16 protein-coding genes are annotated in these 21,690 nt (G+C 39.2%); 10 read left to right on the top strand and 6 right to left on the bottom strand.

Features of this window, described 5'->3' with window-relative positions; translation table 11 throughout:
• Positions 1-215: 215 nt before the first annotated feature.
• The gene (nhaD, locus tag H592_RS0120195; protein WP_028870358.1) at positions 216-1,580 is read right to left on the bottom strand and encodes a sodium:proton antiporter NhaD; all 1,365 of its coding nucleotides are present in this window, start codon (positions 1,578-1,580) and stop codon (positions 216-218) included.
• Positions 1,581-1,973: 393 nt separating this feature from the next.
• On the opposite strand from nhaD, the gene H592_RS0120190 reads away from it, so the two are divergent.
• On the top strand, positions 1,974-3,611 hold the full coding sequence (locus H592_RS0120190; RefSeq protein WP_028870357.1) for a cation:proton antiporter domain-containing protein: 1,638 nt from the start codon (positions 1,974-1,976) through the stop codon (positions 3,609-3,611).
• Between the two features lie 273 nt (positions 3,612-3,884).
• On the opposite strand, the gene H592_RS0120185 is transcribed toward H592_RS0120190, so the two are convergent.
• Entirely contained in the window at positions 3,885-4,691 is an 807-nt protein-coding gene (locus tag H592_RS0120185; protein WP_028870356.1) for a Cof-type HAD-IIB family hydrolase, read from the bottom strand.
• Positions 4,692-5,340: 649 nt separating this feature from the next.
• On the opposite strand from H592_RS0120185, the gene H592_RS23000 reads away from it, so the two are divergent.
• Both H592_RS23000 and mdoH read left to right on the top strand, forming a co-directional pair.
• A complete protein-coding gene (locus H592_RS23000; RefSeq protein ID WP_051369291.1) occupies positions 5,341-6,939 on the top strand; it encodes an OpgD/OpgG family glucan biosynthesis protein in 1,599 nt (532 codons plus the stop codon).
• Positions 6,927-9,125 (top strand): glucans biosynthesis glucosyltransferase MdoH, encoded by a 2,199-nt coding sequence (gene mdoH / locus H592_RS0120170; RefSeq protein ID WP_156916167.1) that lies wholly within the window; start codon positions 6,927-6,929, stop codon positions 9,123-9,125. The genes H592_RS23000 and mdoH overlap by 13 nt, the downstream gene beginning before the upstream one ends.
• A gap of 177 nt (positions 9,126-9,302) precedes the next feature.
• Here mdoH and H592_RS0120165 read toward each other — a convergent pair whose 3' ends face one another.
• From H592_RS0120165 to H592_RS0120155, 3 genes are all read right to left on the bottom strand, one after another.
• On the bottom strand, positions 9,303-10,619 hold the full coding sequence (locus H592_RS0120165; RefSeq protein WP_028870354.1) for a type II toxin-antitoxin system HipA family toxin: 1,317 nt from the start codon (positions 10,617-10,619) through the stop codon (positions 9,303-9,305).
• Positions 10,613-10,960 (bottom strand): helix-turn-helix transcriptional regulator, encoded by a 348-nt coding sequence (locus tag H592_RS0120160; protein ID WP_028870353.1) that lies wholly within the window; start codon positions 10,958-10,960, stop codon positions 10,613-10,615. Before H592_RS0120160 ends, H592_RS0120165 begins: the two co-directional genes overlap by 7 nt.
• Positions 10,961-11,391: 431 nt before the next feature.
• Positions 11,392-12,795, bottom strand: a complete 1,404-nt coding sequence (locus H592_RS0120155; protein WP_037072377.1) for an MATE family efflux transporter — start codon at positions 12,793-12,795, stop codon at positions 11,392-11,394.
• Positions 12,796-13,099: 304 nt separating this feature from the next.
• Between H592_RS0120155 and H592_RS0120150 the strand changes: the two genes are divergently transcribed.
• The 7 genes from H592_RS0120150 (at position 13,100) to H592_RS0120120 (ending at position 20,942) form a co-directional block, all read left to right on the top strand.
• A complete protein-coding gene (locus tag H592_RS0120150; RefSeq protein ID WP_028870351.1) occupies positions 13,100-13,975 on the top strand; it encodes a LysR family transcriptional regulator in 876 nt (291 codons plus the stop codon).
• Positions 13,976-14,297: 322 nt separating this feature from the next.
• On the top strand, positions 14,298-15,320 hold the full coding sequence (locus H592_RS0120145; protein ID WP_028870350.1) for a ketoacyl-ACP synthase III: 1,023 nt from the start codon (positions 14,298-14,300) through the stop codon (positions 15,318-15,320).
• Positions 15,317-16,456 carry an NAD-dependent epimerase/dehydratase family protein gene (locus H592_RS0120140; RefSeq protein ID WP_211235698.1) on the top strand — a complete coding sequence of 380 codons (1,140 nt, stop codon included), beginning with the start codon at positions 15,317-15,319 and terminating at the stop codon, positions 16,454-16,456. The genes H592_RS0120145 and H592_RS0120140 overlap by 4 nt, the downstream gene beginning before the upstream one ends.
• Complete coding sequence (locus H592_RS0120135) at positions 16,425-17,303, top strand: MBL fold metallo-hydrolase (protein ID WP_028870348.1); 879 nt, start codon at positions 16,425-16,427, stop codon at positions 17,301-17,303. The genes H592_RS0120140 and H592_RS0120135 overlap by 32 nt, the downstream gene beginning before the upstream one ends.
• Positions 17,300-18,583, top strand: coding sequence for a F390 synthetase-related protein (locus H592_RS0120130; RefSeq protein ID WP_037072376.1), 1,284 nt, complete (start codon positions 17,300-17,302; stop codon positions 18,581-18,583). The genes H592_RS0120135 and H592_RS0120130 overlap by 4 nt, the downstream gene beginning before the upstream one ends.
• Positions 18,571-19,776 carry an ATP-grasp domain-containing protein gene (locus tag H592_RS0120125; protein WP_028870346.1) on the top strand — a complete coding sequence of 402 codons (1,206 nt, stop codon included), beginning with the start codon at positions 18,571-18,573 and terminating at the stop codon, positions 19,774-19,776. The genes H592_RS0120130 and H592_RS0120125 overlap by 13 nt, the downstream gene beginning before the upstream one ends.
• Positions 19,773-20,942, top strand: a complete 1,170-nt coding sequence (locus H592_RS0120120) for a hypothetical protein (RefSeq protein ID WP_028870345.1) — start codon at positions 19,773-19,775, stop codon at positions 20,940-20,942. The genes H592_RS0120125 and H592_RS0120120 overlap by 4 nt, the downstream gene beginning before the upstream one ends.
• Positions 20,943-21,589: 647 nt before the next feature.
• On the opposite strand, the gene H592_RS24990 is transcribed toward H592_RS0120120, so the two are convergent.
• The gene (locus H592_RS24990; protein WP_483826405.1) at positions 21,590-21,682 is read right to left on the bottom strand and encodes a hypothetical protein; all 93 of its coding nucleotides are present in this window, start codon (positions 21,680-21,682) and stop codon (positions 21,590-21,592) included.
• Positions 21,683-21,690: the final 8 nt, after the last annotated feature.

The following is a 21,690-nucleotide window of genomic DNA, read 5'->3' as shown; positions in this document are numbered from 1 at the left end:
GTAGTTAGTTTATTGTTAATTGGTTAATTGGTTAATTGGTTAATTTATTGGTTAATTTATTGGTTATGTTGCTCAAAGCCTCTTTGATGGAGAGGTAAAAGAAGAAAACATGCTAGCAAGCAGTGCCTGATAACATGTTTTAATTGGATGGCTTATTGCTATTTATTGCGTTAACAATTTAACTAGCACGTTAGGTGTGCTGATTGAACAATAAATTAGTGGCCTGTTACTACTTGAACTGCGGGTTTAATATAAAAACCTAATATTTCATATTGGAAGTACCAAACGGTTACTGAAGCAAAGTAACCAACGAGGATCGTCCAAGAGTATTTCATGTGTGCACCAAAGGTATAAACGCCTTTTAGTTTACCCATTACACCAACACCTGCCGCAGAGCCAAAAGAGATCAGACTGCCACCGACACCAGCGGTTAATGTTACTAGCATCCATTGTGCTAATGGAATATCGGGTGATGATTTTAATACCGCTGACATGACTGGTACGTTATCAACAATGGCTGATAAAAAACCGACACCTACATTGACGTACATAGGATCAAACATAGTATATAGTTTCGCGGCATGGGATAAGAAACCTGCAAAGTGAAGTGCGCCAACGGCTGCCAGAATACCAAAGAAAAAGAGAAGCGTGTCATTTTCTACTTTGGAAACAGACTTATAAATTTGAATATCATTATTATGATATTTTTTTAGTGTGTATGCATAAAGCTGTAATAATGAAAGGCCAAATAACATGCCCCACATCGGTGGTAAATGCATCAATTGTTTTCCTAATACCGCTGCTGCAATGGTGAAAATGCCAAGGCCAACAATTACTTTACCACCCTTGTGAATTTTAACGGGTTCAGCACCTTCGATTTTGGCAGGACGACCCTCAGGCACAAAGCGAGAAAGCAAGAAAGCGGTAATAGCCCAACCAGTAATAGATGCAGGAAAGAGGAATAAGAAGTCAATGAATGAACCTTTGCCTGCTGACCATGCCATTAAGGTTGTAATATCACCAAATGGTGACCATGCACCGCCTGCATTAGCTGCAACAACGATATTGATAGCCGCTGGAACAAGAAAGGCTTTGTTATCTTTTTCTATGGTAATCAATACGGTTGAGAGAATAAGGGCGGTTGTTAAGTTATCGGCTACTGGTGATATAAAGAAGGCTAAAAAGCCGGTTGCCCAGAACAGTTTTTGATAGCCAAAACCAGATTTGAGTAGTTTTTCTTTTAATGCATCAAATACATTCCTTTCAATCAGTGCTTCGATGAAGGTCATCGCTACAAATAAGAAGAAGAAGATCTCTGCAATTTCTAATATCAAATGTGCAATTTCAGTATCAAATGCTCTGAAATCGAGTCCGTTAAATGCGTAGTACCCACCGAGTAACATAAACATGAATGTGCCGGTGAACAGTGCGGGTTTTGCTTTGTTTATATGATACTTTTCTTCGGCTGCAATAAAGTAATATCCTACGACGAAGATGGTTAATAATAGCCAACCAAATGGTCTAACCGCTAAATCAACGGCATGAACTACGCCCTCTACGCCTTCTATTTTTGTTGTCATTTTATCTCCTTTAAATAGTGCAAGCACTCATCAATTTTTATTATTATCTGGACAAATTTTGAGAAAGGTTTTTTTACGTTATTAATCTGAAGCTTAAAAGTTTAATCACTTTTGTGTTTAAAACCTTATCTTCGGTCAATTTATTGTTCATTTGTATGATGATTTAGAAAATAACTATTTTATAAAAGTGGTTATGCTTGCTGAAATTTGCTGAGTTTTTGCTTATGGTCTTTTTTGTATCAGTGTCGATAAGCAATGGTTGATAAAAGCTGGCGTGGTTTATTAATTTTTGCAAAATCATAGATATAGGCTTTTTTATTATTAAAAAGAGTTTGTAAAATGTGATCTACGTTATATATTGTTGATAACTCGGACTGTTATTTAAGGCCCATCATGGACTCGATTCTTATCATCATCGCTATCTCATTAGCGATCGCTAGTATTATTAATATTGTGCTGACTAAATTCGCTATTTCACACATAGTGGGTTACATCATCACCGGAACAATTATCAGTAATATTTTTGATTTCAATGGTCATGCTGACCTTTCATCACTAGAGTTGATTGGTGAATTTGGTATCGTCTTTTTGATGTTTACCATTGGTTTGGAGATGTCTTTTTCTAAATTAAAGAAGTTGAGAAAAATCATTTTTTTGAATGGTTTTGTACAAGTCGTCGCCAGTTCTGCGATCATCTTTTTAATCGCTTTTTACTTGGTTAAACTTGATACCACTTCTGCCATTATCATTGCCTTAGCTTTTAGTTTGTCATCCACTGCGATTGTGGTGACCTATCTTAAAAAATCCAAAGACATTGTCACTCCTTACGGCGAAAAGTCGGTGGCGATTTTAATCTTTCAAGACTTAGCGGTTATCCCTATTTTGTTATTGATTGGATTTTTAGCAAAAGAAGGGCTGTCAGTAGGCGATGTACTATTAAAAACCTCGGTTTATGCCTGTTTAGTGATTGCATTTATGTTTACTTTAGGCAAAAAAATAATTGAATGGCTATTACACTTTTCAAGCCGTGCTCGCATGGAAGAGATGTTTCTTGGCTCTGTATTAACCATTGTATTGGGCGCTTCTCTGGTAGCGCATGAAATGGGATTTACTTACTCTTTAGGTGCTTTTATTGCGGGGATGATCATTGCGGAAAGTCATTTTCATGTGAAGGTTGAATCTGATATTGCTTCTTATAAAGATCTCTTATTAGGTGCCTTTTTCTTTTCGATTGGCACCAAAATAGATGTGATGTATTTTCTAACTCACTTGCATTTAGTGGCCGGCGTACTCGTTTCTGCGATGTTGGTTAAAGCCACTGTTGTGTATTTTTTGATAAGACAAGAATCGAACAAAAGTGATTCGATAAAGTCGGCATTAGCACTTTGTCAGGTTGGTGAATTCTCTTTTGCTATTTTTGCATTAGCCACTAGCCAAAACTTATTATCACAAGAACTGGGCGGTTTTCTTATTTTGGTTGCTGTATTGTCGATGATTATCACTCCCTTTATGGTCAACAATATCTATAAGTTGTCAGCTTTGTTTGTCACTGAGTTTTTCGAGGCAGATAAAATTACGCCGGTTACTATTGAGCAACATACGATTATTTGTGGTTTTGATACGTTAGGGCGAATTGTGGCTAAAGAGCTACATACTAAAAATCAACGTTTCTTGATTATTTCCGATAACTTACAGCATGTTTTAGTGGCGAGAAAAAGAGGCTACCAAGCGTATTTTGGTCATTTAGACAAACAACCTGTACTGGAATCGCTCAAGGTAGAACTGTCTTCTAGTATTATTTTGACGGTTAACTCGATCAGAAATATCAAGATTATTTGCGAATCCGTGTTGGAATATCACCCTCAAGCAAATTTGATTGTGAAGATTAACTCCTTAGATGACAAAGAAGAGTTATCGGATCTTGCTATTAGCTCATTTGTTCATGCACAACATGAAACTGCGATGTTGTTAGTAAAACAAAGTCAACAGACTAAAGAACTACCTTCGTCAATGGCCGCACAACAAGGTTAGTTGGCCACTTACCTATAGAGCGATTAGATAGTCCTAAAAGGTATGGTGACTAGGTAAGCGATGGTTATTGATGTTGCTGAAAGGTACGGTTATCAGGTGTCGTTGAAAGGTATAGCTGAAAGGTATAGCTGAAAGGTGTTGCTGAAAGGTATAGGTACTAGGTATAGCTACTAGGTATCGTAGAAATTATAGTTACAAGCAAGTTTGCTGCAATTCCATTTGCCGTAAACTTGTTTTTAGTTTGTTCTGGTTTGTGAGAAGATTATTTACAACTTATTTTTGTACTAATAAATGTTTTGCAAGGTAATTTGCTACCGCTTCATCATCACATCGACCAATCACTTCTAGGTTTGGTAAAGCTTCTTTAACTTTATGGTGTGCCGTCTCCATGATTAAACCTTTACCTGCCATTGATAACATTTCAAAATCATTCATGCCATCACCAAACGCAATACAGTCCTTTAGTTCATAGCCTTTCATTTTAGCAATCGCTTGCAATGCATGACCTTTAGACACACCTTTATCCATAATTTCAAGACAGTTTGGAGAAGAGAAAGTGATATGCACTTTATCCGCAAATTTAGCATTTAGTTGCGTTTCTAGTAAGGCGAGTTTGTCGTGGTTTTTTTGCTCATGTTTGATGAATATTTTTGCAACGCCGTCTACAGGTGGGTTGTTGATATCAAATACTTTATAAGAAAAATGCGCTTCGTTGCTGGTATCGTAAAAATCTTCTCTACTCACTAACCAATCATCATTTCGATATAAGTTAGCTTGTAGTGTTTTATCCGCGGCCAATATTTTCATGATGCTTTGTATTGTATCTGCTGCAATGTTTTGTTGAAAGATGAGGGTGTTCTCAGTGTCATGAACTCGTGCACCGTTAGAAGTGATCATAAAAGCGGGAATACCCACTTGCTCACGCATAGCTGCAACATCCACATGATGGCGGCCTGTCGCAAAAATAAAGGATTTGCCCTGTTGATGTAATTGAGTGAGGATCTGTTTGGTATAAGTGGTAATTTGGTGTTCTGATGTCAACAAGGTGCCATCGAGATCTGATGCAACAATTTGATACATATACATTCTCTATTTGATTGGTAAGTGATTAATATATTCAACCTTATTACCTCAAAATGCAACTTGCAAATCCCATCTGCTTTTCTTCCTATTCTATGAATGACGTTTCTTTATTTTTTGCGTTGGCATCACAACTTTGATTGTACTTTTCACCTGTTTTAATGACAGGTTTTAATTGCTTTGAGTTATTAATAACAGGGGAAGCCATTTCAATAAAGTTACCTATTGTAAGCGTTATAACGACTGATCTCGATGTATTTTTATGCGAATGTTTTTGATAATTATTTTAGAACTTATAGTTTTTTTAGCAGTCGATAGTTATGAAAGTTATTGTTTTATCAACTTAACCGTTGTGAGCTTTCGATTACTTTTCCACTTTTGGGTAGTTTTTCAATCAGTAAAAGTTAGCTTAATTTCTACTGTATTAGTTTTTATTACCTCCGAACATAAATTGGCTAAGTTGTCTGAAAGATAATTTTAATAAAATCATGAGCTTTTATATTTTATTTTGAAATTCACTAAGATTCTTATCTATTTAGCTGGTGGTTTTTGCAACCATCGCTAGTTAGTGACCTTTGGACCTAAATAGAGAGTACCTGTACGACCTAATTAGACAGTGCTTTTACCCATAACTTAAGAGTTTAAATATATGTCATTATTATATAAGTCTTCACGTTTTAAATTTTGGAAAAACCTGAGTGTAATGAGTTTTTTATTACCTAGTTTATCAATCTCAATCATTTCCTTAGCTGCGCAAGCAGACTCACCAAAAGAGGTGGATCCAGTGAAGCCACTTTACACAGTGAACGGTAAATTTGACCGTAACACTGTTGCAGATATCGCACGTAAATTAGCTAAAGCACCTTACAAAGAACCGGACCTTACTTTACCGACCAGTTTACAGGAGTTGAATTACGACGAATATCGAGATATTCGCTTTAACCCTACCTCTTCTATTTGGGCGAATACTGAGCTGCCATTTCAAATGCAACTTTTTCATCGTGGTTTTTACTTTAAAGAAACCGTTGAAATAGCGATTGTTGATGGTGGGGAATCAACTCATTTACGTTATGACCCTAGTCTATTTACAACCGGGGAAGTGATGCAAAAACCATTGCCAACGGGTGATATTGGTTTTGCGGGATTGCGTCTGCATTATCCGCTGAATAATGCTGACTACTTTGACGAATTGGCGGTGTTTCAGGGCGGTAGTTATTTCCGTTCTTTAGGTAAAGATCAAGCCTACGGATTATCATCTCGAGGTTTGGCGTTAAAAACAGCAGAGCCTGAAGGTGAAGAGTTTCCTAGTTTCCGTGCCTTTTGGATTGAAAAACCTTCCGCAGAGAGTACGTCGATTGTTGTATATGCGCTGTTAGATAGCCCAAGTACAACAGGAGCCTATCGATTTACCATTCGTCCCGGTGACAATACTGTGATGGATATTGAAGCAACACTTTTCCCGCGCGTTGATTTAGATAAAGTAGGGTTAGCCGCCGAGACAAGTATGTTTATGTTCTCTTCTTACGGCCGAGCAAATGTTGACGATTTCCGTCCACGTGTGCATGATTCTGATGGGTTATTAATTATTAATGGCCGTGGTGAACGTTTATGGCGTCCGCTACGTAATCCCACTAACCTTCAAATTAGTGCTTTTGCAGATAACGCACCCTTAGGGTTTGGACTCGTGCAACGCGACCGTGATTTCAAACACTTTCAGGATTTAGAAGCGCATTATGAACGTCGTCCAAGTTTGTGGGTAGAGCCCGTCGGTAATTGGGCGAAAGGAGCGGTAGTTTTGGTAGAAATTCCAACCGAGTCTGAAATCAATGACAATATTGTCGCTTATTGGTCGCCTACTGACATTATTCCTGCTGGGTCTGAGTATCAATTTTCCTATCGTTTATTTTGGGGAAAAAAGCCGACGGTTGAACAAGGCGAAGCCATCGTTGATTCTACAAAAAGTGGCCGCGCAGGTATTAATGGGCCAACACCCAAACGCTTATTTGTTATTGATTACACGTTCCCTAATCCCTCACATAATGATAATCAGCAAACGCCTAAAGCAGTTATCAAAAATTCAGCGGGTGTAGTTGATAATATCGTCGTGACTGAAAATCCTCATAATAGCGGTTACCGTGTTACTTTCGAATTAGATCCTTTGGATGTTGAATTGATTGAATTGCGATTAGATTTACAGTTTTCCGATGACCGTAAAGCGGAAACGTGGATGTATCAATGGACAAACTAAGCGCTGTAAAAGCTGGCCATTCTGCATCTAGCCTTGATCCGAAAATTGACGCGCATGTTCAACCCTGTGCATTTGATATTAAGCTGGGCATGCCCGAGGAAAATATCGGGGATATGCCTGCTCAATCTTTAGCTGTATGTAATGCTGAGCATAAACACTCGCCAGTGAATCCAAATGGTTGCCGTTCCCACACATGGCGACGCTGGTTGGTATTAGGCTCTGCTTTATTGTTATCGGTGTGGGGCATTAATGAAATGCGCTCGGTACTGACAATTGAGCAGGTGACCTTTGTTCAGTACTTATTCCTATTGTTATTTGGTTTAACCTTTAGTTGGATCACCGTTGCTTTTACCGGTTCGATAGTGGGTTTCTTTTTAGTTGTTCGTCAGAGACGCGCGATCCCTACGCGTTTAACCGCGAAGTTAATGGGCCGAACTGCGGTGTTAATGCCGACCTATAACGAAGCCCCTGAGCAAATATTTTCGTCCATTGAAGTGATGGCATCTGCAATTGGTAAGCTAGGAGAAGGCAACGCTTTTGATTGGTTTGTTATCAGTGATACCACCGATCCCGAAATTATTTTAGCCGAAGAGGCGGGGTTTCATTTACTACGTCAGCGTATGGGTAAAACGGTTAATGTTTATTATCGTCGTCGACCTAAAAACAGTGCCAGAAAAGCTGGGAATGTAGGCGATTTTTGTCGACGTTGGGGTAGTAATTACGACCATTTATTAGTTTTAGATGCCGATAGTTTAATGGAAGCTGATACTCTCATTGAGTTAGCGCGTCGTATGGAAGCGGATCCTGATACTGGATTAATTCAAACCATTCCTCAGTTAATTAATGGCACTACGTTAATGGCGAGATTACAGCAGTTTGCAACCTGCGTGTATGGCCCCGTTGTTGGAACTGGCCTTGCCTGGTGGACGGATAAAGAAGGTAATTTTTGGGGACATAATGCGATTATTCGTCGCGAAGCGTTTATGTCTGCGGCAGGGTTACCTGACCTTAAAGGGCCACCTCCTTTTGGTGGTCATATTCTTAGCCATGACTTTGTGGAAGCCGCTTTAATTCGACGTGCTGGTTGGAGTGTGATTATTGCGTCGGATCTTGGTGGATCTTATGAAGAATGTCCTCCTTCTATGACTGATCTTGCTATTCGAGACCGTCGATGGTGTCAGGGCAATTTACAGCATAGCCGTGTTATTACTGCTAAAGGTTTGCACTGGGTGAGTCGTATGCACTTGCTGACTGGGGTGATGTCTTATTTAGCTTCGCCATTATGGTTGTTATTGATCATGGTGGGGTTAGGGCTTTCTTTACAAGCTGAATATATTCGACCTGAGTATTTTGCGAATGAATTTTCATTCTTTCCATCTTGGCCAACCATGGATGCTGCGCGTGCGTTGAGCTTGTTTATTTTCACAATGGTTATTTTATTTACCCCTAAAACGTTGGGTTTTATTTCATACCTCATTGATACAAAATCACGAAAACGTGCGGGTGGTTTTATTGTCTTAACGCTTAGTTTTATGCTTGAAGTGATTATGTCTGCTTTGATCGCACCGATTATGATGTTGATTCATAGTGGTGCCGTTATGTCGATTTTGATTGGACAAGATTCAGGTTGGAATCCCCAACGTCGTGGCGATGGTAGTTTGCCGATTAAGTACCTAATCTACAGGCATCGTTGGCATATGACGTTTGGTGTGTTTTTAACCGTGGCTGCTTATTTCAATTCTTTAGCGTTATTAGCGTGGTTGTCGCCCGCGATTGCTGGCATGTTGTTGTCAGTACCTTTATCTATGTTGACTGGTTCTTGGAGATTAGGTGCGGTGCTCAAAAAAATGCATTTGCTACGTACTCCTGATGAAACTCAAAGGCCGGCTATTCGTCAATCTATGGATGAGACTGTGCTTATTTATCATGAAGCGATTAAGGCCAGCCCAGACTTAGTGGAATTAGTCAGCGATCCACATTGGTACGCATTGCATTTAGCGTTTATTGACCGTGTTCCAGCGCGTCCTCTTGGACAAGTCAATGCTGTTGAAGCAACCGCAACTATGAAGATTAATGAAGCAACAACGATCAGTGAAGCGGTTAGTTATTTAACTAAACAAGAGCAAGCTCTTGTACTCGCAACTCCTGAGTTATTCAAAGCCTTATCTCGTTTATCTGCTCAATAAAACTAGTGCATGCGCAGGGGCATTATTACGGACATCATTATGTAAAATTATGGACAGCTAACAAAGTTATTCCGTTAGCTGTCCAATGTTAGTGTCTGAGCGGGTGTTCTAGTTAAAGTTTCTATATTAACTACCTATGTCAACTATCTATATTAACTATCTATGCGACTTTCTCTGCTAAATATATAATCTTAAGTTCTGGTTTACTTCTTCGATTAACGAGTTCGGTACTTCATTCTCGACTGCTAATGCTTTCCATGTTGAGACTATTTCAATTGTTTCATCGATCACTTCGTTGATTCTTGTTTTAGTAAAAATAGGGCTGAGGCGTTCAAATTGATAGAAGTCTTCACGGTTAAAGTTTTCACGTTTACCCGCCAAACTCATCCAGTGACTATTTACCCATTTATTACCAGGCTTGAAGCTGTATGCAATATCGTAAGCTGGTGATAATGCCCATTTCTCTTGTTCATTTAATATAAAGGCGAAGTTCTTAGCGTGATCATCATGGTTTCTTGCGACCACATTAAACACCATGCGTTTAAATATCTGCATCGCTTCTACTTGGCTTAATCTTAATTGACGCGCGATACCTATTAACTCTTCATAGGAAAATGAGCCGGGTTGTTTATAACTGACATGGGCAAGACCATTGAGGGTTTGTGTATGAACTTTTTGATTACCAATCCTATCAAATCGTTGTGTAATGAAATGTCGTCTTGCACCTTCATTTAACAAATGACACTCGGTCATCGTAATTCCACAACGACGGGCCATTAAATAATAAACATACTCCATGGCACCAAAACCCATTGGGTCACCGAACGTTTCATTATTTTTATTGTGTTCACTAACACCGTCAAACTTCATTAAATAATGTTTAAAACCTGCTGGTACTTGGGTTTGCCCTGATCTTACTTGGGTGAAGTTTTTATTAAAAGCCAACACCGCTTTAGGGCGTGCGCCACCTGCACTCATACCCACAGACATGAGCGCTAACATGGCCTCCTTATCCTGTTGATCTGGGTGTTTTAGTTGTGCACTAAAGTTGCCTCTTTCGGTTAGTATTTCTTGTGCGACGGAGACTAATGATTGTATTTCTATTTTATTGGATGCGTTGAATTTTTTAACTTGAGTCGCAGGGGAATAAGTTAATGCGCCCATGCCGCGTTTGCCTGTATATTGCAGCCTTTCAAGTGGCGAGATACTTTCTGGTGTGCGACCTTGACTTGCAACCCATGCATTAAGCACTGAGTTACCAAAGTCATCGGGTAATGAATCTGCTATTAATCCGGGCAAACCTTTAAAGGTCGGTTTATCCAGTCCTGGGAAGCTATAGATATTTTTTGATAAGGGCATCTTAAGCGGTGACAGCTCAATACCTGTGCGAATAAAACTGGCGTTATATTCAAAAGCACCCAAACCTGTTTCGGTGTTAAAGCTGAGTGCACCGACTTCATGATCTTTATATTTAACACTGACTGCTTCTACCATTCGAGTTCACTCTCTGCTTTTTTGTTGCTTAGTTTATTCGATTCAAGTGACCTTTTGGACGCACGTTTACGTTCAGTCCCTTTCATTTTTGCAATTTGGATTGGTGAAGCGGGTTGTTCTGGCAGAAAGAGTGCAAGCTGATCTAACAAACCGAGGCCTTGCATGACAGCAATCATTGTCTCTAGTTTGGTTCGGCCTGCTTCTACATTCACAATGGTGTTTTTAGATAATCCCACCATTAAAGCGAGTGCTTCCTGTGAAAGGTTTGCATTCAATCGGGCTTGTTTGAGGCGTCTACCTAATGTTTCAGCGATGGCTCTTGGGCTATCATTACTATTCATGCATCCTCCGTTTTTATTAATAGTACACCACTTAATTACAATTTAAAGTCTATTATTACCATTAAAGTAGTCATTAATCTGATTATTTTACATTAACTACTATTTTGTTGGTTGTTATGGTGTTGGTGTTTAATTTGGCGCATGTTAAGTGCCATTAAAACGGTGTTTATAGGTGTAAATGACCAATAACAACCAGGTTTATGGTTGTTGCATGGTTTGTTGTTAATGTTGTTAATGTTGTATGTAGATTATTATGTAGATTGCTATATAGGTTGGTGATGGGAAGGGCGATATCGGGTGATGATGGATGGCTCGACAATATTATTATTGCCGAGCCAGTTTTGTGGAATCGTTAAGGTTTGTATAGCAGTTAAGATGTGTAATATCGTTAAGGGGTATATAAGGGCTGAGGTTTATAAAATAGCTCTGATTTATACAATAGATTTACACATTTTTTGCATATCTCGCCATAACATTGGCACCACAATAATAGTTAGTAACACATTAGAAATCGGGAGAGATAACCAAACACCATCGATGCCTAACCATTGTGGTAAAAAGTATAAAAACGGTAATTGTACCGCAATGTTACCTATTGAAATTGATAGGGCTTTAGCCCCTTGGTTGACCGACATAAAATAAACAGTAGCAATAAATAAGAATCCATCTAAGTACAATGCAAATAGATGTAAGCGCAAACCTGTTTGTGTTTCTGCTGCTAGTTCAGCGTCTGCGTTACTGAATAAATGAATGAAAAGATCCGGAAAAATATTGAGTATTAACACGATGCCAATACCTAAATAAAGCACAACTTTTAATGCCAATATGACCGTAGCTTTGATCTTCTCAGTTTGTTTGGCACCGAAATAAAAGCTGACGGGTGGTTGCATACCATTAGCAATCCCCTCTGCTGTTACATAATACAGCGTGGCAATGTAACCAATGATAGCAAATGCACCGACACTAACAGATGAACCGTAGGCCATTAATAACTTATTATGCAGTGCAATCACTAAGCTGAAATACATAAACATAAATAAGCTCGATGCACCTAAGGAAATGATTTTTATTGCGACATCGAGTTTTAAGCTTAATCCTGCCAGCGTTAATTTAGTCTGTGCTTTTGCTGAAAAGAAATAAGCAATCCCGATACAAAACACCAATGATTGTGAAGCGATCGTCGCAATTGCTGCACCTTGCAAACCCATCGAATGGATCCCAATTAAGATATAATCGAGCGCAATATTAACCAGTGCACCAAAGATCATTAAACCTGTCGCAAAATTAGGACTGTTGTCGTTACGAATAAGCATGGGAATAACCGCAGCGGCAATAGCAAAACCAGCCCCCCAAACAAAAACACTTAAATAATCCCGGCTGTAGCTGAGTGTATTACCGGTAGCACCTTGTAGATTTAATAATGGGTCACTCAACGTGCTGATTAAATAAGTGGATAATGCCGCGAGTATGATAATTAACCAAAGGCTATTAACTAACACTTGATACGATTTGTGAGCTTTTTCTTGGCCCCGATAAATTGACATTAAACTGCCGCCGCCCATACCAACCATTAATCCTAACCCGATGATCACGCCAATGATTGGCATGGTCATATTAATGCCTGCTAAGCCTTCAAAGCCAACATAATGACCAACAAAAATACCATCGATAACTTGATATAAGCCATTAACCACCATGGCTGCAATAGAAGGAATTGCATAGCGCCAAAACACTTTACTGATAGAGTCATCAGTTATTATTGGTTCGTTTGAAACGTTAATTTCAGACTTCACAGACGCTGTTAGTGGTGGGAGATCTATCGCTTGGTTTTGCATTTTATTCTCTACTTTAATGATGCTGTTAACTGTTTTGTATTATGTGGTGATGTGCTGATATTTTGAACTGTGGTCGGTATTGAGACTGCTATTAATTGTGTTATAAACAGTGCAATTGAAAGTTCACTCAATATGAAAATAGAATGAGATTGAAATTAATCAGACATTATTGTTAGCCGTATTATGCTTGTTAATTAGATTGATGGTAGTTAATATCTATCCGTTATTCGGATGGTTTTCGCGTGTTCTTTAGTCTCGTGCTTTAATCACGTACTTTAATTATGTTAAACAAAACGGTGTGATGATGAATTGGACGTTAGATCAACTAGAGGCGTTTGTCCTCGCAGTCAAACAAGGTTCGTTTTCTGCTGCTGCTCGCAAGCTAGGTAAAGCACAATCTAGGGTGAGTACTGCTATTGCAAACCTAGAAGCAGACTTAGGGTTTGAACTGTTTAATCGTGATGCTCGCTTACCGGTTTTAACGCCGCTAGGTGCGGAGATGTATATTGAGGCGCAAGCGGTGTTATCTCAGTGTCAACGCTTACAAGCACGTGCTTTGACTGCAAACGAGGGGGAAGAGTTGGCGTTAACCATTGCGATTGACGAAGCGGTGCCTATCCTTAGTTTTGAATCGTTCTTTAAAGAGGTGAGTGAGCGTTTTCCGTTATTAAAGTTAACCATTATTAATGGTTCTCAAGATGATATTGCTAAATGGATTGAAGATAAAACGGCAGACTTTGGGATTTTATTTCATTTACAGCCACTGAGCCAGGATTTGGAATTAGAAATCATAAGTCAATTTAAACACGCCTTAGTAGTCTCTACTGATCATCAATTAGCAAAGGTGCCGGTGCCTACTTATGCGCAATTAAACCAACATCGGCAATTAGTTATCCGTAATCGTTTAGGCGGTACTCCCGAGAAGTCTATTTCCGTACAGCATTGGTATGTGGATAGTTATTACCATATCAGCGGGTTAGTGGCCCGAGGTATTGGCTGGGCATTGGTGCCTGAGCATATTGTGAATGATGAGTGGCATACCGGTAAGTTAGTGAAACTTTCAACGCAACATATTCCGGATTCATTGATCGTTGAAATGGGTATTGTTAAACGCGTTGATACGGGTAAAGGACCGATCATGGCCTGGATGATTGAAGCGATTAAAAATATATTCAAATAACGTCATTCATTTTATAGCTATTAAAGCTTTCGTAAACCTCGCTGTTATGACTCGCTGTTATGACTTACTGTTATAAATAGGGCCTTTGTGAATGTTGTGGCTATATAGCTTGAATGTTGCGTCGTTAGCAATACAAGTTGTTAGCGCATGAAAGGTCATAAATATATGATATATTAATCCTTTTTATGATTGAAGAAACTTATTTGCACGGTCATGATAAGTATAAACTGAATATAGACATTAACTAAATACGAAAGCAGCTGCTATTTATAGCTTTGCTATAGGTGGTATGCGGATACCCACACTTAACTTTGGGGATGAGATGGCATTTAATATTATGGGTAGTGATATTTATCTACCAAAACAAACCTGGAAAGGTGAAGACTTTGATTCACATCTAGGGTTAAAGCCAGGCACAAGTGAACACAAATACGGTGTTGAAAAACGCTATATTGCCTCAGGCCATGAAACCGCTATCTCCATGGCTGGCGAAGCGGTTCTAGGCGCATTAAAAAATGCCACTCTGCACATTGATGATATTGATTTCATTATTTATGCCAGTGCTACACACCACCAAACCTTACCCTACGATGCTGCGGCCGTATTAGCGTATCTGAAGGCGCCTACAAAGTTAACCAGCGTTGATATTAATAGCTCCTGCTTATCATTTTTATCTGCATTAGATTATGCACAATGTCTTTTCCTCGCTAAACGCCATCAACGTATTGTGATTGTCAGTAGTGAATGTGGTACGGGTATAACACTTAATAAAACTACGCCTGCCTCTATTGAAGTCGCCACTTTATTTTCTGATGGTGCCGCCGCTTTTGTATTGCAAGCAGAGCCTTCAGCAAAAGGGTTTACAGGGGCATATTTTGAAACTCACCATCAAGGCTATGAACTTTGCCAAGTGAGAGGAGGCGGTAGTGCTGTCAACCCGCACACTCATTCTCATGCTGATTTATTAGCGGCCAGCCAATTTGAAATGAACGGTAAAGCATTATTTAGACAGATGGCGATAGCGATGCCAGCGTTTTTAGAAAAGGGGTTGCAACTAGCTAATATCAATAAACAATACATTGATTATTTATTGCCGCATCAAGCAAGCCATCGTGCCATTAATAAGTTACCGCGGCTCACTGGTTTTGCTAAGCATAAAGTAGTCAATAATGTAGCGCAGTTGGGGAATCAAATTGCGGCATCATTACCTATTAACTTGCATCTGTTACGTCAACAAATCGCACAGAGTAGAGAGCAAATAAGCTCATCGGAAAAGCCTCATACCGTTTTATTGTTTGGGACCGCGGCGGGTTTATCATTGGGAATGGGATTGTTAACACTATGACTGCAGATGCTCTTCACAAAGCACGAATGAAGATATTGGTGACTGGCGGTACAGGCATGCTCGGTAGTGCAATTATTCGTTTATACCATCAGCAACATGACTTACATTTTATTGGTCGTAATGAAAAGCTCGTTAAACAATTAACAGATAAATACCCCGTGACTGGCCATGTTATTGATTTAAGCGATCAACAAGCTTTATCAAGCATTTTACAAAGTGCATTTGGCGAAAATGATGGTATTAAGGTTGCCAGTGATACTAAGGTTGCCAGCGATATTAAGGTTACTAGTCACGCTGATAATAAGTCGGGGCATTTTGATGCCATTATTCACTGTGCGGCATTTTCTAGCGCATGGGGAACTTACGACGCCTTTTATCAAGCTAATGTTGTGGCAACGGAAAACCTATTAACTCTGGCCAAACAACACCGTATTGGTACATTTGTGCATATTTCAACAACCAGTGTGTACTTTGACTTTACTGACCGTTGGTTGATCAGTGAGCAAGATCCGGTCGCAAAAACCTTTTGTTGCGATTATACCCAGACCAAATATTTAGCAGAACAAGCGGTATTAGCAAATAGTCATGGCCAAGGTCTTAATACGGTTATCTTAAGGCCCCGAGGTATATATGGACCGAATGATCGCGCTCTTGTGCCTCGTTTATTAGCAGCGGTAAACGGTAATCGTTTGTTAATTCCCTCTGCCAAAAATCCGGTATTAGATTTAACGTACGTCGACAATGTTGCTGATGCGGCTTTGCTAGCGTGTGTAAAAGCAACAAGTTTGGAAAGTGGTCATATCTTTAATATTAGTAATGATCAACCCATGCCGATTAATGATGTATTAAGACAATTACTCTCCGCTTTATCAAAAGGTGAACAACAGCGACCAATTAAATTAACGCCATTACCTTACGCATTATTAGCCCCTGTGATTGCGTTGAATGAAAAAATTTGTCGTTATTTATCGCATCAACCCGAGCCTAAAATCACTATTTATAGCGCAGGGTTATTAAACTTCCACCAAACGTTGAATATCGATAAAGCCAAGCAATGCTTAGATTATCAAGCCAATGTCAGTATTACCGAAGGAATAACACGATATGTCGACTGGACTAAAAATAAAACTGTTTGAAGGCGGGCATTGTGTTCATCCGGGCTTTGTTGTTAAACCGGGGAGTGGATTAAAAGCGCGTTCTTTTCCGGCTGCGGTGGCATTAATTGAACATCCTGAGCAAGGTTTTGTATTGTTTGATACTGGCTACCACGAGCAATTTTTTAATGTTACTCGACGCTTTCCTGAACGTTTTTATGCTTGGGTAACACCTTGTAAATTAAAACATGGTGATTGCATTACAGAACAGTTAAATGTAGAAAATATAAAGATTAATTCAATTCAGCACTTAGTGTTATCACACTTTCATGCAGACCATATTGCAGCAGTGAGTGAGTTCAAAAGCGCCAGCATACATTGCACTCAACAGGGACTCGATTCGATACAACAATCAGGTCGCTTTAATGGCGTACGTAAAGGTTATTTAAAACAATTATTACCCGCTGAGATAACCCCTCAACTACAAATTCATGAGGACTTTCCGTTATCGTTAGCCACCATTCTTACTGGAAATGACGGAGTATTCGTACCGGAATTAACACTCAAGTGTCGGGACTTATTTAATGACCAGCGTTTATATTTAGTCGCCTTACCAGGGCATGCTGCTGGGCAAGTGGGGTTGTTATGCCGGCTTGAACATCAATGGGTCTTTTTATTAGCGGATGCCTGTTGGTTGATTGATAGCCTTGCAGAGAATATAAACCAACATTGGATAGCCAATTTCCTGTGCGATGATGTTAACGAATATCGTCACACATTGGCGCAATTGAGATGCTGTTATCAGCATTACCATGACATCATCGAATTTGTGCCATCGCATTGTTCGCAGACTATTGATAGGTTAAAAGCGCAAGGTTGGATGCAATGATCACCCTGTTACAGTCCTTTTATAATGCTCGATATAAGACTTTTAAAGACAGAACACAATTGCAAAGCTGGCAAGCTGAGCAAGTAAAAAAACATCTCTCTTGGGTCACGCAACATTCTCCTTATTATCAATCTCTAACAGGGCAATCATTAGAACAATTCCCGATCATGAATAAACAGATCATGATGGAGAATTTTGATCAGTTAAATACACGAGGATTACAACAATCTCAGTTGTTTGAACTTGCGATTGAGGCTGAAACAACGCGCCAATTTAAGCACTCAAAAATACAGGATGTTACCGTTGGCCTCTCTTCTGGTACCTCTGGACAAAGAGGGTTATTTTTAGCTAATGCGCAGGAAAGGCAAATTTGGGCGGGCAATATATTAGGGAAATTGCTGCCTAATTTATTAACAACACATCGTATTGCATTAGTGCTTAGAGCCAATAGTCCGCTCTATAATACAGTCAATAAAGGCCCCATTAAATTCTGTTACATCGACATAACCCAACCGATTGCAGTATGGATGAAACAGTTAGATCAATTTCAACCGACGTTATTGATTGGTAGCGCACAAGCTTTACAACTTTGTGCGTTATTCACGGGCAAATACAGTGCATCTGAAATCAAACCTCAACGTATTATTTCCGGTGCAGAGGTGCTCACACCAGCAGATAAAACACTGATACAAGCGAAGTTTAGATGCCCAATCCATGAAGTTTATCAATGTACTGAAGGTTTCTTGGGCAGTACCGATAAATTAGGCCAGATGCGTTGGAATGAAGATATCGTGTTCATTGAAAAGCATTGGTTAAACGAACAAAAAACACATTACAGTCCGATCATTACTGACTTTCGTCGCCGTACTCAACCGATTATCCGTTATCAATTAGACGATGTGATAAAAGTGCAAACGCATGGGGTAAAAGAGATGTCAAATAAAGCCAATGTGTTCGAAGGTATTGGCGCTATCGCTGGGCGTTGTGGGGACTGCTTATTATTAAACAAGCAAGGTCAAAAAGTGCCTGTTTTACCTGACCTCATTTATCGTGCTATCAGTATCAAGTTAACTGAGCATTGTGATTATAAGATTTCTCAAATTGCTGATAACCATGTTGAAATTTCATCTGATAGCAAAATGCATGGCTTAATACAAAACGCGCTTAATGAACTTTTTATGCAGCAAGGTTTGAATTCGGTAGTGTTTAGCTTTGCTGATAAACCTCGTTGGAATACGACGAATAAACAGCGCCGAGTGGTTAACTTATGCGAGTTTTAATCACCGGCGCAAGGGCGCCTGTTGCAATTGAATGGGCACGATTATTAATGCGTCAAGGACATCAAGTGACGATGAGTGATTGTTGCCGGTTACCACTTGGTCGATTTTTAACAGGGATTGATCGTTACGTTAGAACAACATCACCTCGGCAGGATCCTCAACAATATCAAAATGAAATTGTTAAATTAGTAGAAGACCATCAAATACAGATGCTGATCCCCACCTGTGAAGAGATTTTTTATCTGGCTCAGTTTAGTCATTTGTTAAAGCAAACTAACTGTTTGATCAGTGAGCTTGAGTTACTTTTATCGTTACATGATAAGTCAGCCGTGTTTGAATTATTGTCAGGTTTAGCAGGGGTTAAGTTCCCTATGACCAAAAAGCTAACAACAAGCACACAAATAGACCCTGAGTGGGAAAGCATTTTAAAGCCGACTTTTTGCCGATTTGGTGAGCAAGTTATTCGTGATATAAAGCAAGTGGATTTACAGCAACTTGATATAAGCCATTCAACACCTTGGGTGCAACAACAAAAGTTGATAGGGCAAGCTTTGTGTAATTATGCGCTGTTTGATCAAGGTAAGTTGATTGCCCATCAAGTATATCGACCAGATTATTGTGTTAATGGTTCGGCAGCGACTTACTTCCAACCGATAGAGCATGAAGCCATTAATACCTTTATTAATGCTTTTGCAAAACAGTTTCAATTTCATGGTCAAGTCTCCTTTGATTTTATCGAGCATCAAGGTGAGTGTTATGTGATTGAGTGTAATCCTAGAGCAACAAGTGGTTTGCATCTGGTTGCAGAACATTTGCAGTGTTGGAGTTCCTTTAAAGCTAATGTTGGACAAGTTCATGCTGCTATTGATCAAGCTAATGTGAGTGAACTGCGAACGAGCGAACGACGTCAACTAGCAACTAACACTGAAAACAATAAATCGTCTCAGGCACAATATATTGGTTTCTCGATGTTAATTGCTGGTGGATTGAATATGTTATTTAAACGGCAAACTTGGCGTGATTTTTCTGCGGCTAAAAATGCACTTGGTGATAAAAACTATCCGTTACCATCCTGGGCGCTGCTATTAAGCAGTGCAGAATTACTGACAACCGCGTTATACCGTAATCAATCTTTGGCGGCGGCGAGCACTGCAGACATCGAATGGAATGGTCAGCATGGGAGTGGGATGTGAATAAACTTAGTGCTGCACAGTGGCATCAAACTTATTTTGATATGATGCTACAAGGTCAAAAAATAGATCAATTGAGCGCACTGTTTTATTGCTATCAACAGCAAGGTTTAATTATTCCGTCGACACTAAGTGGCGCCAATAGTGGTGTTGTTATAGATAATTGCACTCCATCAAATCAGTTTCAATTAAACTCTGAAGATTCAATATCTTACCGATCAGCTGAGGTTAAGAAAAACAATAGCTATGTGGTGTCACCATTAACGTTGATCACAGGTTATGCGCAAGATGAAATTCCTAAAGTACGATTTGCACCGTTGCGTTGGTTAAGTTACCAGCTAATTAAAGCAATTGAAAAACCACTGCAATTAGCGGGTGTCGGTAATGTACAAACTTTAAATAATCAGTGTTTATCCACCAATATGTATTCAACAGGTTGGTCAACAATCGATTTACCTGCGTTACGCCAACAAGCTTTAAACACAAGTAATCAACATGCATTAGTATTACGCTCTTTAAATGATGCGCAACATAGTCCTATTATTGAGCGCTGTGAAAAAGATGGTTGGATAGCTATTGTTACCCGACAAGTGTATTTGCATATCAACTGGCAAACGGTGGTGGCAGGGAAAGATTTAAAGCATGACTTACGTTTATTAAAACAACCGCAATGGCAGTTCAAAAAGTTGTTTGCTGAAGACGATATAAAACGTGCAAAAGTACTTTATGACTTACTGTATTTACAAAAATACAGTGAACATAATATTCAATTTACTCTCTCATATTTTATACAAGCTGTGCAGATGGGGTTGATATCATTGTATGGATTATTTCATCAAGGGCAGATGTTAGCGACTGTTGGCATGGTGATTATTGAAGCGGATATGACGTGCCCTATTTTAGGCTACGATACTCAACTGCCACAAAAACTCGCCTTATATAGACGTGCTTCAGCATTTACTATCGATTATGCAAAACGACATGATCTACGCTTTAACATGAGCTCTGGAGCGCCTGATTTCAAACGTAACCGAAGAGCAAAGGCCTGCATAGAATATAGCTATGTATATTGCCAACACTTGAGTAAACCTAAACAATTTACATGGAAAGTCTTCGCTTGGTTAACTCGCTATTTTTATCGCTCAATACTTGAAAAGCAAGGGCTGTAAGGTCATTTATTGCATTTTTTAATTTTTTCATTGTTGTTCATTGTTTGTAAAACTTAACCCATCTTCTGAGCACTAATATAATAGTGAGTGCTCATTATAAAAGCAGTCAACTGTTAATCTGTCCTACGGTTTAGCTTGATTACACTTTTTTGAATCGATAACAAAACATTCATTCATCTGAATAGGGGCTTAGTTAACGTTAATAGATCAGGATAAATGGATATTGAATCAAAGGTGCAGAATCAAAAAATCTATAGCGATGACGCTCAAACATTGATTGAACAATAATTGCAGTGTTTAGAAGTCTTATATGATTTTTATCAAACAAGACCAAACAAACAGGCGAAAAACAATAATTAGATGCAATAAATCTTTGCAAAGAGCTGTGCTAGTTGCGCTATTGGACCACTGTTACACGCTAATTGGGGGATAATATATATTATTACTCGGTGTGATGATTGGTAAAAATATTGAGCTGGTTTACTCGTTACTCGTTACTCGTTGCCCGATTGCTAGTTGGTAGCGACTAATGGCAGGCATCAAAATAAATAAACAAAAAAAATGCCGCTAACTATGTAAGTCAACGGCATTTTCGGTGATGAACCTTTTCTTATCGTTCTAACAATAAGTTAAAACGATAAACTAAATTAGTCTTGTGTTTTGATTGTAGTGAAGTGGTAATCCACATCAACCACTGCACGGTAAGCAACTTGATCACGTGTTTGAGCGAACTCTTGGATCGTTACTT

The organism is Psychromonas arctica DSM 14288 (assembly GCF_000482725.1).
Taxonomy (GTDB): domain Bacteria; phylum Pseudomonadota; class Gammaproteobacteria; order Enterobacterales; family Psychromonadaceae; genus Psychromonas; species Psychromonas arctica.
This window is presented reverse-complemented; position numbering and strand designations above follow the sequence as displayed.